Source organism: Streptomyces sp. NPDC093795 (assembly GCF_044764665.1).
Taxonomy (GTDB): Bacteria; Actinomycetota; Actinomycetes; order Streptomycetales; family Streptomycetaceae; genus Streptomyces.
The window spans coordinates 407,027-419,703 of sequence record NZ_JBIWIO010000004.1 but is presented as its reverse complement, the minus strand read 5'-3'; the positions used below and the strand labels follow the sequence as shown (position 1 = coordinate 419,703).

At 72.6% G+C, this 12,677-nt stretch carries 13 protein-coding genes; 7 read left to right on the top strand and 6 right to left on the bottom strand.

The genetic code is table 11. The annotated features are described in order from the left end of the window. Window positions 1-210 precede the first annotated feature (210 nt). Window positions 211-1,041: a TIGR02452 family protein gene (locus ACIRB7_RS14060; RefSeq protein WP_403597111.1), complete on the top strand. Its 831-nt coding sequence runs from the start codon at window positions 211-213 to the stop codon at window positions 1,039-1,041. 77 nt (window positions 1,042-1,118) lie between these two features. Continuing rightward, window positions 1,119-1,289: a hypothetical protein gene (locus tag ACIRB7_RS14055; RefSeq protein WP_403597108.1), complete on the top strand. Its 171-nt coding sequence runs from the start codon at window positions 1,119-1,121 to the stop codon at window positions 1,287-1,289. A gap of 127 nt (window positions 1,290-1,416) precedes the next feature. Here the strand turns inward: ACIRB7_RS14055 and ACIRB7_RS14050 are convergent, their stop codons facing one another. The 4 genes from ACIRB7_RS14050 to ACIRB7_RS14035 form a co-directional block, all read right to left on the bottom strand. Next, window positions 1,417-2,829, bottom strand: a complete 1,413-nt coding sequence (locus tag ACIRB7_RS14050; RefSeq protein ID WP_403597105.1) for a flotillin family protein — start codon at window positions 2,827-2,829, stop codon at window positions 1,417-1,419. An 83-nt stretch (window positions 2,830-2,912) separates the two neighbouring features. Continuing rightward, window positions 2,913-3,143 carry a hypothetical protein gene (locus tag ACIRB7_RS14045; RefSeq protein WP_403597102.1) on the bottom strand — a complete coding sequence of 77 codons (231 nt, stop codon included), beginning with the start codon at window positions 3,141-3,143 and terminating at the stop codon, window positions 2,913-2,915. 14 nt (window positions 3,144-3,157) lie between these two features. Then, complete coding sequence (locus tag ACIRB7_RS14040; RefSeq protein WP_403597099.1) at window positions 3,158-3,865, bottom strand: alpha/beta fold hydrolase; 708 nt, start codon at window positions 3,863-3,865, stop codon at window positions 3,158-3,160. Between the two features lie 41 nt (window positions 3,866-3,906). Further along, window positions 3,907-5,193 (bottom strand): MFS transporter, encoded by a 1,287-nt coding sequence (locus ACIRB7_RS14035; RefSeq protein ID WP_403597096.1) that lies wholly within the window; start codon window positions 5,191-5,193, stop codon window positions 3,907-3,909. 155 nt (window positions 5,194-5,348) lie between these two features. Between ACIRB7_RS14035 and ACIRB7_RS14030 the strand changes: the two genes are divergently transcribed. Both ACIRB7_RS14030 and ACIRB7_RS14025 read left to right on the top strand, forming a co-directional pair. Then, the gene (locus ACIRB7_RS14030) at window positions 5,349-6,383 is read left to right on the top strand and encodes a LacI family DNA-binding transcriptional regulator (protein ID WP_403597093.1); all 1,035 of its coding nucleotides are present in this window, start codon (window positions 5,349-5,351) and stop codon (window positions 6,381-6,383) included. A 17-nt stretch (window positions 6,384-6,400) separates the two neighbouring features. Then, window positions 6,401-6,670 carry a hypothetical protein gene (locus tag ACIRB7_RS14025; protein ID WP_403597090.1) on the top strand — a complete coding sequence of 90 codons (270 nt, stop codon included), beginning with the start codon at window positions 6,401-6,403 and terminating at the stop codon, window positions 6,668-6,670. A 49-nt stretch (window positions 6,671-6,719) separates the two neighbouring features. Here ACIRB7_RS14025 and trxA read toward each other — a convergent pair whose 3' ends face one another. Beyond that, window positions 6,720-7,085, bottom strand: coding sequence for a thioredoxin (trxA, locus tag ACIRB7_RS14020; RefSeq protein ID WP_403597087.1), 366 nt, complete (start codon window positions 7,083-7,085; stop codon window positions 6,720-6,722). Between the two features lie 116 nt (window positions 7,086-7,201). Between trxA and ACIRB7_RS14015 the strand changes: the two genes are divergently transcribed. Next, window positions 7,202-8,644: a dihydrolipoyl dehydrogenase family protein gene (locus ACIRB7_RS14015; protein WP_403597084.1), complete on the top strand. Its 1,443-nt coding sequence runs from the start codon at window positions 7,202-7,204 to the stop codon at window positions 8,642-8,644. 7 nt (window positions 8,645-8,651) lie between these two features. Here ACIRB7_RS14015 and ACIRB7_RS14010 read toward each other — a convergent pair whose 3' ends face one another. Then, window positions 8,652-9,296: a TetR/AcrR family transcriptional regulator gene (locus tag ACIRB7_RS14010; RefSeq protein ID WP_403597082.1), complete on the bottom strand. Its 645-nt coding sequence runs from the start codon at window positions 9,294-9,296 to the stop codon at window positions 8,652-8,654. Between the two features lie 147 nt (window positions 9,297-9,443). On the opposite strand from ACIRB7_RS14010, the gene ACIRB7_RS14005 reads away from it, so the two are divergent. After that, on the top strand, window positions 9,444-10,850 hold the full coding sequence (locus ACIRB7_RS14005) for a purine-cytosine permease family protein (RefSeq protein ID WP_403597079.1): 1,407 nt from the start codon (window positions 9,444-9,446) through the stop codon (window positions 10,848-10,850). Between the two features lie 70 nt (window positions 10,851-10,920). Further along, window positions 10,921-12,597, top strand: a complete 1,677-nt coding sequence (locus ACIRB7_RS14000) for an amidohydrolase (protein WP_403597076.1) — start codon at window positions 10,921-10,923, stop codon at window positions 12,595-12,597. Window positions 12,598-12,677 lie beyond the last annotated feature (80 nt).

The window sequence follows — 12,677 nt, the reverse complement described above, 5'->3', positions numbered from 1 at the left end:
TCGACGGGGCCGGTCCCGGAGAGTCGCTGTCTCGTCCTGTCTCCTCGCTGTCTCCACCTAAAGCCACCGCCGAGCGGCGTGCAAGAGCGCCCCCGGCCCGTCGGACCCCGCCCGTCCGAAACCGCCTGCCCCACGGCGTGCCGGGAGACGCGCTCCCGATCCGGGAAATCCCGTTGTGCCGAACGGGGCGAAACGATCAAGCTGGGCGGCATGAGTGCACGACTGCGCGCGATCGCGCGGCAGACCGAGGAGATCGTGGCCGCCGGTCGATACCAGGCTCCCGACGGCCGGACCGTCTCCCTCACCGACGACCTGACCGCCGCGCTGGCCGGGACCCGCCTCCACGGCCCCGGACCCGTCACCGTCGCCCCCGACACCGACCGCACCCCTGTCATCGACGTCACCGGCGAGAGCAGCCTGGTGGCCGCCCGCAGGATGACCGGCGCCGACGCCACCCGCCCCGTCGCCGTCCTGAACTTCGCCTCCGCTCGGAACCCCGGCGGCGGCTACCTCAACGGCGCCCAGGCCCAGGAGGAGGCGCTCTGCCGCTCCTCCGCCCTCCACGCCACACTGCTGCGCGCCCCCGCCTACTACGCCCACCACCGCGAGGAAAGGGACGTCTTCTACACCGACCGGGTCATCCACTCGCCCCGGGTGCCGGTCTTCCGCGACGACCGCGGGGCCCTCCTCGCCGAACCCTTCACCGTCGGCTTCCTCACCTCGCCCGCCCCCAACGCGGGCGTCGTCCGCCGCCGCACCCCCGAACTCGCCCACCGCCTGCCCGCCGCCCTCGCGTCCCGCGCCGAGCGCGTCCTGGAGACGGCGGCCGCGGCGGGCTACCGGCGGCTCGTGCTCGGCGCCTGGGGCTGCGGGGTCTTCCAGAACGACCCGGAGCAGGTCGCCGGCGCGTTCAAGGCGCTGCTCACCGGGGACGGACGCTTCGCCGGCCACTTCGAGGAGGCCGTCTTCGCCGTACTGGACCGGGCGTCGGGCGCGCCGACGCTCGCCGCCTTCGCCCGCGTCCTCGGCCGCCCGCTCTGACATGCGGCCCACCTGCCCCCGTGCCACGCTGAAGGGATACGGACCGCAGTCCGAGACCCGTCACGGGAGGCACGATCGTGGGCAAGAAACAGACCCGGACGAACCGGGGAGCCCGTACCGGCGGCCATGAACACCGCATCGACGCGGCCACGAAGGAGAAGTCCGCGACGGCCCCCGCGAGAGAGCCGTCGATGCCCCTCGTCGAGCACACGTCGCACCGCAAGGAACGCAAGTTCGGCCACAACTGAGGCCACCTGAGCGCACGACCGGGGCCCGGCGCCGTCGTGACGGCACCGGGCCCGGCCTGTAGGGACGCGCTGGACGTGCGGCGAGTGCTGGACTTACGAGCCGTGCTGGGCGCGCTGGGTGGCGCGACTACTTCTCGTCGGAGGAGACCGTGATCTCCACGCTCTCCTCCGACGCGCGTGGTGACGGCACCGCCCCCAACCGCTCCTGAGCGCCCGGGTTCATCGTGGTGAGCAGCTGCCGGGCCAGACCGAGCCCGGTGCCGCCCATGGTCAGCGCCTTGGCGAACACGTCCGCCATCCCGTCGGCGCCGTTGAGCAGCACCATCTGGTCCACGTTCCCGAACGCCGACGCGCCCGCGGAGACGATCTCCGGCCACTTCTCGGCCAACTGCTGGGCGACCACGGCCTCCTGGTTCTCCGCGAGCGCCGCCGCACGCGCCTTGATCGCCTCGGCCTCCGCCAGGCCGTGCGCCCGCGTCGCCTCGGCGGCCGCGAGCCCCTTGGCGTGCTGCGCCGCCGCCTCGGCCTCACCCGTCAACCGGGTCGCGGTGGCCAGGGCCGCGCTCGCCAGCTCCGTCTCCTTCGCCTCGGCCTCGGCCGCCGAGATCCGGGCGTCACGCTCGGCCTCGGCCAGCGTCCGGGTCTCGTACGCCATCGCGTCGGCGGGCTTGCGGACCTCCGCCTGGAGCTGCTGCTCCTTGCGGTGCCCCTCCAGCTCGGCGACCCGGGTCTCCTGGACGACGACCTCCTGGCGCGAGGCGGCCTCGGCCAGCGGTCCGGCCTGCCGGGCCTTCGCGGACGCCTGGTCCCGCTCGGCCTGGTAACCCGCCTGGAGGATCTCGCTGTCGCGGGTCGCCTCCGACATGCGCGCCGCGGCCTGCTGCTCGGCCTCGGTGGCCCGCCGGTTCGCCTCGGCCTGCGCGATCCGCGCGTCCCGCTGGACGGCGGCCGCGTGCGGGGCGGCCAGGTTCTTGATGTACCCGGTCGGGTCCTCGATCTCGTGGATCTGCAGCGAGTCGACGATCAGACCGAGCTTCTCCATCTCCGTGCCACAGGCCGAACGGGCCTGCCCGGTCAGCTTCTCCCGGTCACGGATCATGTCCTCCACGGTCAATCCGCCGACGATGGCGCGGAGATGACCGGCGAAGACGATGTGCACCCGCTCCGACATCAGCTTCTGCTGATCGAGGAAGCGGCGTGCGGCGTTGGCGATCGACACGAAGTCGTCACCGACCTTGAAGATCACCACACCGCGGACCTTGAGCGGAATGCCCTGGTGGGTGACGCATTCGACGGACAGCTGTGTCTCGTTGAGGTCGAGCGAGAGCTTGCGCACCGCCTGCACTCCGGGCATGACGAGCGTGCCGCGGCCGGTGACGATACGGAACCCCATACCCGCGCCGAGGCCCTCGTTCTTGTGGTTGGAACCGGAGATGATCAGCGCCTCGTTGGGTTCAGCGACGCGCCACATCATTTTGAACACACCGATGAGAACGGCGAAGGCGCCGACGACGACGCCCGCCAGAATGCCGATGCCCATGGACTGGGTCCCCCTTCACCGGAGCCGACACGGACCCGGTGAAGGGAGTGTGCGCCTGTGACGGGCGCCACTCAACGGTTTGGTCAACTGTCGTACGCGGCTGTGACATAGACGGTGCGCGGAGGGAGATGTTCCATGACCATCACGACCGTTCCGACATCGATCCGCTCCTTCGGGGCCGCCGGATGGGCGAGGAAGTGCTCGGCACCGCCCCGGATCCGGACGATCACCTCACCGACGAGACCGGGCCCGATCGTGCCGGTCACCCGGCCGAGCAGTCCCACCATCGAGGAGTCCATCGACGCGTCTTCCATGCCTGAACGGTACGTCAGATCCAGTCGCTCAGCGCGGACATGAACCCGTCGAAGTCGTCCCGGTGGATGGTGTGCCCCGACTTCGCCACCGTGCGGACGGTGAAGCCGCGGCCCTCCAGCATCCGGGCCGAGGCGGGGGAGACCAGCATGCTCGGGTCGGCGAGGGCGACGAGCGAGGGAACCCCGGCGCGGGCCGGCCACAGGTCGGCCCCCACGAAGTCGACCAGGCCGTACGCCGACCGCTCGTCCCAGTCCCGTACCGACGCCATCTCGGTGTCGAGGTCCTCGTCCGACCAGTGCGGGTTGAACCCCCGGATCTGCTCCCTGGTCATCGACTTGCCCCGGACGAAGAGCTCGGCCCGGTAGCCGTCGGGGCCCTCGCCGAGGTGCCAGGCGGGGTCGGAGTAGACCGCGCGGTCCGGCTTCAGCCGTTCGAGGGCGCGGGCCAGGACGAGCCCGCCGAGCGAGTGTCCGACGGCCAACTCGGCTCCGACCGGAAGGTTTTCGACGAGATCGTCGGCGTAGTCGTCCGGCCCGTACTCCTCCGGCCCCGCGGCCCGCCCGCTCCTCCCGTGCCCCCGCAGATCCACCGCGATCACCCGGTAGCCGCGCTCCGCGAGCGCCGGTCCGACCCGCCGCCAGGTGCGGTGGTCGGACATGATGCCGTGGACGAGGAGGGCGATCCGGTCGCCGGACCCCCAGGTGGTCGTGTGCAGACGCACGGCGCCGCCCTTCTGACGGTTCTCTGCGGACGCCGACGGGGTCAGCGCACGCTGCGGATGGGGCGCACGGCGAGCGCGCCGAGTACCGACAGTACGGCCGCGACCAGGAACAGCGCCGTGTACCCGCCACTGAGCGAGACGACGAGCGAGGCCACGAAGGGGGCGACGATCTGCGGGCCCGCGTTGGCGACGTTGAGGACACCCATGTCACGGGCCGCGTCCTCGGCCTTCGGCAGGACCATGGTCACCAGGGCGGTGTCGACGGCCATGTAGCAGCCGAAGCCGAGCCCGTTGACGACGGAGAACGCCAGCATCGCCGTCCAGCTCGTCGAGACGGCCGGGATGAGCAGGGCCACGGCGGCGAGCGCCGCGGAGGCGCCCACGAAGAGCTTGCGGCGGTCGTACCGGTCCGAGAGCCAGCCGCCGAGCACGGTGGAGACCACCATGGCGACCGCGTTGAGCGGCATGAGGACCGCCACGGCCTCCTCGGCGCCGAGCCCGGCGGGCAGGTCGGTGTGGTCCTTGAGGATGTACAGCTGGAATCCGGCCACCGCGAAGTAGCCGAGGACGAGGAGGGCGCGGCCGATGAACGCCCACCGGAAGTCGTGGTCCTTGAGGGCGCTGCCGAAGGCCGCGAGCTGCTCCCTCACCGGCAGCGGGGCCTTGGCCGGCATCCGCTGCTCACGGGCGCAGGTCGTGAAGAGCACGGCGGTGGCCGCGACGACCGCGCCGAGGACGAGGTAGCCGGTGCGGTAGTCCTCGGAGAAGGCCGCGCCGACGAGGGCGCCGATCGTCGAGCCGACGGGGAGCCCGAGGCCGACGGCCGCGGAGGCTTTGCCCCGGGCGGCCAGGGGCACCCGGTCGGGCACCACGGAGGTCAGGGCGGCCTGGTAGACGTTCATGACGGCCTGGCCGAGACACCAGGCGATGGTGACGAGCAGGACCGTGTCCACGCTGCCGAGGAGCAGCATCACGGGAAGAGCGAGGAGTCCGCCGGCGAGGATCCACGGATTGCGGCGGCCCGAACGGTCGGAGAGGGCGCCCGCGACGGGGTTGAAGACGGTGGCGAAGATCGCGGATATGCCGGAGACGAGGCCGAAGTTGGCCACCTTGTCGGCGGGGTCGATGTCCTCGATCTGGAGCGCGAGGAGCATGCCGGGGACGCCGACGTACAGGGCGTACATCGCGGTGTTCCCGGCGAGGAGCAGCGGGAGCAGTCCGCGTGTGGGCCGGGCCGCCGCGGGCGATCCGGTGGGGCGGGTGCCGGAGGCGTCGGCGCCGGACGCGTCGGGGCCGGACGCGTCGGTGCCGGGGGAGGAAAGGGCCACGGTGCCCTCCTGGGGAGATCGCCCCACGAAGGGGCGAGAAGCGGATCGAGCGGTAGAGTTACACGTGTCAGTGACGCGTGTGAGCACTGTCTAACACTCGATTCCGGCCATCCGCCAGACCTCGTGCCGGATCGTTCTGGAAAGATGCCGGAGCGATGAGCCAGCCAACCGAACACTCCTCCGGACGCCCCGCCGGGCGCGCGGTCCCCACCAGCGCCGATGTCGCCCGCCTCGCGGGCGTCTCCCGGGCCACCGTCTCGTACGTCCTGAACAACACCTCGGCCGTCCGCATCAGCGAACCCACCCGCCGCCGGGTGCGCGAGGCGGCCGAGGAGCTGGGGTACGTCCCGCACGCCGCCGCCCGCAGTCTGCGCGCCGGCCACAGCCGGATGGTGCTGCTGCCGACCTCCCACGTCCCCGTAGGGCCGCTGTACAGCCAGTTCTTCAACGACTTCCAGTGGGCGCTGCGGCGCCTCGACTACACCGTCGTCCAGTACGGCAGCGTCGGCCTGGAGGCCGAGGAGGCCGCCCGCGCCTGGGCCGAACTCCGGCCGGTGGCCGTCGTCTCGCTCGGCGAGATCCAGCTCACCGGCCAGGGCGTCGAGATCCTGAAACGCTCCGGCGCGCGGGCGGTCATCACGCTCGGCACCGAGGGCGTCGAGGGCACCCACGCCCTCGTCATGGACCAGGGGCGCGTCGGCGAGGTCGCCACCGCCCACCTGGTGGAGACCGGCCGCCGCAGGATCGGCGTCGTCATGCCCGAGGAGCCGGGACTCGCGATGTTCGCCGGCCCCCGCCTCGAAGGCGCCCGGCGCGCCGTCGCGGGCACGGACGCCTCCGTCGTACCCCTGCCGCTGCGGTACGAGGAGGAGTCGGCGGACGCGCTCGCCGGGCGCTGGCGCGAGCTGGGCCTCGACGGCGTCTTCGCCTACAACGACGAGTACGCGATGCTCCTGATGCGGGCGCTCCAGGACGCGGGCGTCGCCGTACCCTCCGAGACCGCCGTCATCGGCGCCGACGACCTGCTCCTCGGCCGACTCCTCCGGCCCCGGCTCAGCACCGTACAGATCGACATGGTGCTGGGGCGCGAGCTGGCCGAGCTGGTCGACCGTGCCGTACGCGAACCGGCGGCCCCGCCCCTCAGCCGGGCCCTGCTGGCCTCGCGGGTCGTCCGGCGGGAGTCCAGCTGAACGCTTAGCGTCGATTCATGAGCACAGTTCCGAAGCGATTCGAGATCCTCCTTGTACCCGCGCACGTCGAGGACCGGGGCGACGCCTCCGTGACGGACAGCGCCATCCGCTCGGCCGTCGTCGAGGCGACCGGACGGCGCGGCGAGTCGGGCTATCCGATCTACGAAGGGCACGGCGTCATGGCCGACATCGACCCCGAGACGCGGACGGTCGAGGCGCTGCTCGTCGACGGACGCGAACTCGACTACGGCCTGACGGCGCTCGTACGCCCCCCGGCCCGCGACTGACCCGCGAGAGGGGGGTACGGGAGACTCTCCCGTACCCCCTCGTGAGGGGTCACTTCCCCTTGGCGTCCTCGACGGACTTGCGGACCTCGTCCATGTCCAGCTTGCGCGCCTGCCCGATGACGTCCTCGAGGGCGGCCTCCGGCAGCGCGCCCGGCTGCGCGAACACGGCCACGTTGTCGCGCACGATCATCAGCGTCGGGATCGAGCGGATCTCGAACGCGGCGGCCAGCTCCTGCTGCGCCTCGGTGTCCACCTTCGCGAAGACCAGGTCCTGGTGGCGCTCCGAGGCCGCCTCGAAGACCGGGCCGAACTGACGGCAGGGACCGCACCACGAAGCCCAGAAGTCGATCAGGACGAATTCGTTGCCACTGACGATCTCGTCGAAGTTGTCCTTGGTGAGCGCTACGGTGCTCATGCTTTCCTGCCTCTCGGGGGTCTCCTGGCGGTGTCCTCACGGTCCCCTGGGGACTCGCCCGGCACAACGGCGTATCGAGCCGCGCTATTCCGGCCCGCTGCGCCAGACTGGGACCCATGACGCGAACGGTGGAAGACGAGCACGAGTACGACGTGGTGGTCCTCGGCGCGGGCCCGGTGGGGGAGAACGTCGTCGACCGGGTGCGGGCCGCCGGCCTCAGCGCCGCGATCGTCGAGAGCGAGCTGATCGGCGGCGAGTGCTCGTACTGGGCCTGCATGCCCAGCAAGGCGCTCCTCCGCCCCGCCATCGCCCGCTCCGACGCCCGGAAGGTCGCCGGACTGCGCGAGTCGGTCTACGGCCCGCTGGACGCCCTTGAGGTCCTCGCGCACCGGGACGAGGTCGTCGGCCACTGGAAGGACGACGGCCAGGTGGACTGGCTCGACTCCATCGGCGTACGGGTCTTCCGGGGCCACGGCCGACTCCTCGGCCCGCGCAGGATCGAGGTCGCCGGGCCCGAGGGGGAGCGGCACGTCCTCGCCGCCCGGCACGCGGTCGCCGTCTGCACCGGCAGCCGCGCCGTCCTCCCCGAGCTGCCCGGCCTGCCCGGCGCCAGGCCCTGGACCAGCCGTGAGGCGACCAGCGCCGACCGGGTGCCCGAGCGCCTCGCCGTCGTCGGCGGGGGAGTGGTGGGCGTGGAGATGGCCACCGCCTGGCAGGCCCTCGGCGCGAAGGTCACGATGCTCGTACGGGGCGGAGGCCTGCTGCCCCGGATGGAACCCTTCGTCGGCGAGCACGTCGCCGCCGCCCTCACCACGCGCGGCGCGGACATCCGTACCGGCGCCGCGGTCAGCGCGGTGGTACGCGACGGGGGTACGGGACCGGTCACCGTGGTCCTGGAGGGCGGCGACCACGTCGAGGCCGACGAGGTCCTCTTCGCGACCGGCCGGGCCCCGCGCACCGAGGACATCGGCCTGGAGGCGATCGGCCTGAAGCCGGGCTCCTGGCTCGACGTCGACGACAGCCTCAAGGTCACCGGCAGCGACTGGCTCTACGCCGTCGGGGACGTCAACCACCGGGCGCTCCTGACCCACCAGGGCAAGTACCAGGCCCGGATCGCCGGGGCCGCGATCGCCGCCCGCGCGCGGGGCACCGAGCCGTTGGACGACGGGAGTTGGGGCGCGCACGCCGCCACCGCCGACCACGCCGCCGTACCGCAGGTGGTGTTCAGCGACCCCGAGGCGGCCGCCGTCGGCCTCAGCCTGGCCGAGGCCGAACAGGCCGGGTACCGGGTCCGGGCCGTGGACCTGGACATGGGGCAGGTGGCCGGAGCCGGGCTCTACGCCCAGGGGTACCGCGGGCACGCCCGGATGGTCGTCGACCTGGACCGGGAGGTCGTCCTGGGGGTGTCCTTCGTCGGTCCCGGCATCGGGGAGCTGATCCACTCGGCGACGGTCGCGGTCGTCAGCGAGGTCCCGATCGCCCGCCTGTGGCACGCCGTCCCCTCGTACCCGACGCTGAGCGAGGCGTGGTTGCGCCTCCTTGAGGCCTACCGGGGCTGACGTACCGTCACATCGCCATGCCTGAAGGGCTGTCGAGGTCCTCGGAGGCGTACGGGGGGACGAGCGCCCGTGCGGCCGAGCGCGCCACCTCCAGGGCGGGCCGCGGATCGCGGCCGGACTCCTGGCCCAGGACGACCCGGGTGCTCAACCCGTCGAGCAGGGCCAGGAGTTCGGAGGCGCGGGCGCCCGCTTCGAGCGGGGCGAACCGGCGTCGTGCGACGCCCGCCGCGAACAGTGCCTCCAGGTCCTCCTGCCAGCCCCGGTCGAGCTCCTCCTGGGCCTCGCGCAGCGCGCCGTTGCCGGGGGTGCGGGCCCAGAGCTCGATCCACAGGGTCCAGCGCGGATCGCGCGGGCCGCGCGGCAGATAGAGCCGGAGGAACTGGTCGAGCTTGCGCTCGGCCGTGATCCGCCGGGCGAGCAGCGCGCGGCGCTCCTCGGCGAGCGCCGCCTCGCTCCACCGCAGGGCGGCGAGCAGCAGCAGGTCCTTGCTGCCGAAGTAGTACAGGATGTGGCCGCCGCTCGTGCCGAGTCGCTCCGCGAGCGCCGACATGGTGAGGGAGGCGAGGCCGTTCTCGGCGATCGCCGCCATGGCCTCCTCCAGCATCCGTTCCTGGGTGACGTGCCCGTCCCGCCGTCGTGCCACCCCTGCCACCGCCGCTGTCCCCGTCCTGCTCGCTCCGCCATCACCGACAGGTCGACCTTAATCGCAACCTTCGCAGGTCTTGACGTGGCCTGAACCTATCGCACATCTTGAATGCCGTTCTAACACTTAGAACAGCATTCAAGACAGGAGTGCGGTGTGCTCGGACACGAGACGACGCCCGTGACCAGCGGGACTACAGGGCGGGACGAGGTGTTCCAGGTCGAGGAGCACGGCATCGACCCCATCCCCGACGCCGAACGGCACGGAAGCGCCAAGGACGTCTTCTGGCTCTGGTTCGGCTCCAACCTCACCTTCACCTACGTCATCAACGGCGCCCTCGCCGTCGCCTTCGGGCTCTCCTTCTGGCAGGCCACCGCCGTCGTCGTCATCAGCGGCCTCTCCTTCCTCGCCATCGGCGCGGCGGGACTCAGCGGCGTGCGCACCGGCACCGCCACCCTCGTCATCTCCCGAGCCGCCTTCGGCCGGCGCGGCAACTGGCCCGCCGGGCTGCTGAACTGGATCGTCAGCATCGGCTACACCATCGTCAACACGGTGGTCGGCACCCTCGCCCTCGAAGCGTTCTTCGCCGACCTCGGCTGGAACGGCGGGCACGCCTCCCGGGCCCTCGCCCTCGCCGTCACCCTCGCGCTGACCTTCGCCGTCGCCCTGTGGGGCCACGCGACCGTCCAGTTCGCCGAACGCTGGATGGCCTACGTCCTCGCCGCCGGCTTCGCCGCGCTGCTCGTCCTCGTCCTGCCCGGCGCCGACACCTCCGCCCCCGCCGCCGCGCCCGGCGCCTCCGGCTGGAGCCTCGCCTTCGTCGTCATGCTCGCGGGCCCCTTCTCGTACCTCCCGATGCCCGCCGACTACACCCGCTACCTGCCACGTACCACCTCCCTCAAGGCCGTGACCTGGAGCGGAGCCCTCGGGGGCTTCGTCTCCTCCGTCGCCCTCGGCATCGCGGGAGTGGCCGCCGCGACCCAGACCGACATGACCGACGCCGTCGCGGGCACCGAGAGCCTGCTGCCCGGCTGGTTCCAGCCGCTCTTCCTCGCCCTGGTCCTCGGCGGCTCCGTCACCAACTCGATCATCACGCTCTACTCGTCGAGCCTGAACCTCCAGGTGCTCGGCATCCCCTGGAGCCGGGCCCGCGCCATCGTCATCAGCGCCGCCGTGACCGCCGCCGGCTCCCTCGGCGCCCTCTTCCTCACCGACTTCACCACCTCGCTCCTCTCCTTCCTCTCCCTCCTGATCATCGTCTTCGCCCCCTGGGGCGGGGTCTTCCTCGCCGACATGGTGCTCCGCCGCTGTACGTACGACTCCGCCGCACTGCACGCGAGCACCGGCGGGGCCTACGGGTACCGCTCCGGCTGGCACCCGGCCGGCCTGACGGCGCTCCTCTCCGGCCTCCTCTTCTCGGCCCTCACCTGCGACTCCGAACTGTGGACGGGCCCACTGGTCGCCCCACTGGGCGGCGCGGACCTGACGCTGCTCGGCGCGGTGGTCTCGGCGCTGGTGTACGTGCTCCTCGCACGGGGCCGGGTCAGGCCGGTGGGCGCCTGAGCCCCCACTCCGCCCCCGGGATGCTGCCCGCCCCCATCACCCTCGTACGTACGTCACGGAGCCACCTCGCATGAACAGCGCAACCCCCGCCGCCGCCCCTACTGCTCCCGCTCCCGCCGAGCTGGTCCTCATCGGAGCCCGGATCCACACTGTCGATCCCGCGCTCCCCGAGGCGCAGGCGCTCGCTGTCCGTGCCGGGCGCATCGTCTGGATCGGCTCCGACGCCGGGGCCGCGGCCTGGACCGGCCCCGGCACCCGGGTCCTCGACGCCGGCGGCCGGCTCGTCCTCCCCGGCTTCGTCGACGCCCACAACCACGTCCGCCTCGGCTCGGACGACGCCTGCGTCCAGCTCGCCGGCGCGCGCAGCCTCGACGAGATCCACGCCCGTATCCGCGCCTGGCACACCGCGCACCCGGACGCCGAGTGGATCGAGGCCGAGGCCTTCGACTACTCCGCCGTCCCCGGCGGGCGCATGCCCTCCGCCGCCGACCTCGATCCGGCCACCGGTGACACCCCCGCCCTCGTCCTCAGCTACGACGTCCACACCGCCTGGCTCAACACCGCCGCCCTCAAGCGCCTCGGCGTCGACCGCGACCACACGGACCTCCCCTTCGGCCGGGCGGTCGCCGACCCGGCGACCGGCGAACCGACCGGATTCGTCAAGGACTTCGCCATCAAGGGCCTCTCCCGAGACGGCCACCGGGCCCTGCGCGAACTCGGCCTCCCCTGGGCGTCGCAGGACCGCCAGTACGGCCGGTTCGCCAAGAGCCTCGACGACGCCATCGGTTTCGGCATCACCACCGTCGTCGAACCCCAGAACTCCCTCGACGACCTCGCCCTCTTCGACCGCGCCCGGGCCGAGGGCCGCCTGCGCTCCCGGATCGTCGCCGCGCTCTTCCACCCGCGCGGCACGACCGACGCGGACCTGGACGACTTCGAGGCGGCGGCCGGCGCGTACGCCGACGACCGGCTGCGGGTCGGCCCGCTCAAGCTGTACATCGACGATGTCGTGGAACCCCGTACCGCCGCTCTCCTGGAGCCGTACGCGGGCTGCTCCCACCACCGCGGTGACACCTTCTACCCGCCCGAGGAGTTCGCCGAACTGCTCACGCGCCTCGACGCGCGGGGCTTCCAGTGCTTCGTCCACGCCACCGGCGACCGGGGCATCCGTACCGTGCTCGACGCCGTCGAGCGGGCCCGTGCCGCCAACGGACCGCGCGACGCGCGCCACCAGATCGTGCACGTCGAGTGCCTCGACCCGGCCGACACCCCGCGCTTCGCCGCGCTGGGCGTCGTGGCGTGCATGCAGCCGAGGCACGCGGCCCCGGACATCGCGGGCCCCGGCCAGGACTGGGCGGAGAACGTCGGCCCCGACCGCTGGCACAAGGCCTGGCCCCTGCGCAGCCTGCGCGCGGCCGGCGCGGTCCTGGCCCTCTCCAGCGACTGGAACGTCGCCGAGATGGACCCGATGGTCGGCATCCACGCCGCGGTGACCCGCCGACCGCCCGGGGGAGGGGAGGCCTGGACGGCGGGCGAGACGATCGATGTCGCCACGGCCGTCGAGGGCTACACGATGGGCTCGGCGTACGCCAACTTCCTGGAGCACGAACGGGGTTCGCTGACGGTCGGCAAGCTGGCGGACTTCGTCGTCCTCTCCCGCGACATCCTCCGCATCGCCCCCGAGGAGATCCCGGGGACGGTGGCGGAGACGGTCGTGGTGGGTGGGGAGGTGGTGGTGGAGCGCTGAGCGGGGCGGTGATCCCGGGGCGGCGGGACCGCCCCGGGGCTGTTCCGGGTCCGCCGCAGGCCCGCCCCGGCTCCACCGCA

What these genes read in the sequence shown, in the direction of transcription:
- ACIRB7_RS14000 (WP_403597076.1), top strand. Translation starts at nt 10,921, where the DNA reads ATGAACAGCGCAACCCCCGCCGCCGCCCCTACTGCTCCCGCTCCCGCC.
- trxA (WP_403597087.1), bottom strand. Translation starts at nt 7,085, where the DNA reads ATGAGCACCGTAGCGCTCACCAAGGACAACTTCGACGAGATCGTCAGT.
- ACIRB7_RS14030 (WP_403597093.1), top strand. Translation starts at nt 5,349, where the DNA reads ATGAGCCAGCCAACCGAACACTCCTCCGGACGCCCCGCCGGGCGCGCG.
- ACIRB7_RS14045 (WP_403597102.1), bottom strand. Translation starts at nt 3,143, where the DNA reads ATGGAAGACGCGTCGATGGACTCCTCGATGGTGGGACTGCTCGGCCGG.
- ACIRB7_RS14050 (WP_403597105.1), bottom strand. Translation starts at nt 2,829, where the DNA reads ATGGGCATCGGCATTCTGGCGGGCGTCGTCGTCGGCGCCTTCGCCGTT.
- ACIRB7_RS14025 (WP_403597090.1), top strand. Translation starts at nt 6,401, where the DNA reads ATGAGCACAGTTCCGAAGCGATTCGAGATCCTCCTTGTACCCGCGCAC.
- ACIRB7_RS14060 (WP_403597111.1), top strand. Translation starts at nt 211, where the DNA reads ATGAGTGCACGACTGCGCGCGATCGCGCGGCAGACCGAGGAGATCGTG.
- ACIRB7_RS14015 (WP_403597084.1), top strand. Translation starts at nt 7,202, where the DNA reads ATGACGCGAACGGTGGAAGACGAGCACGAGTACGACGTGGTGGTCCTC.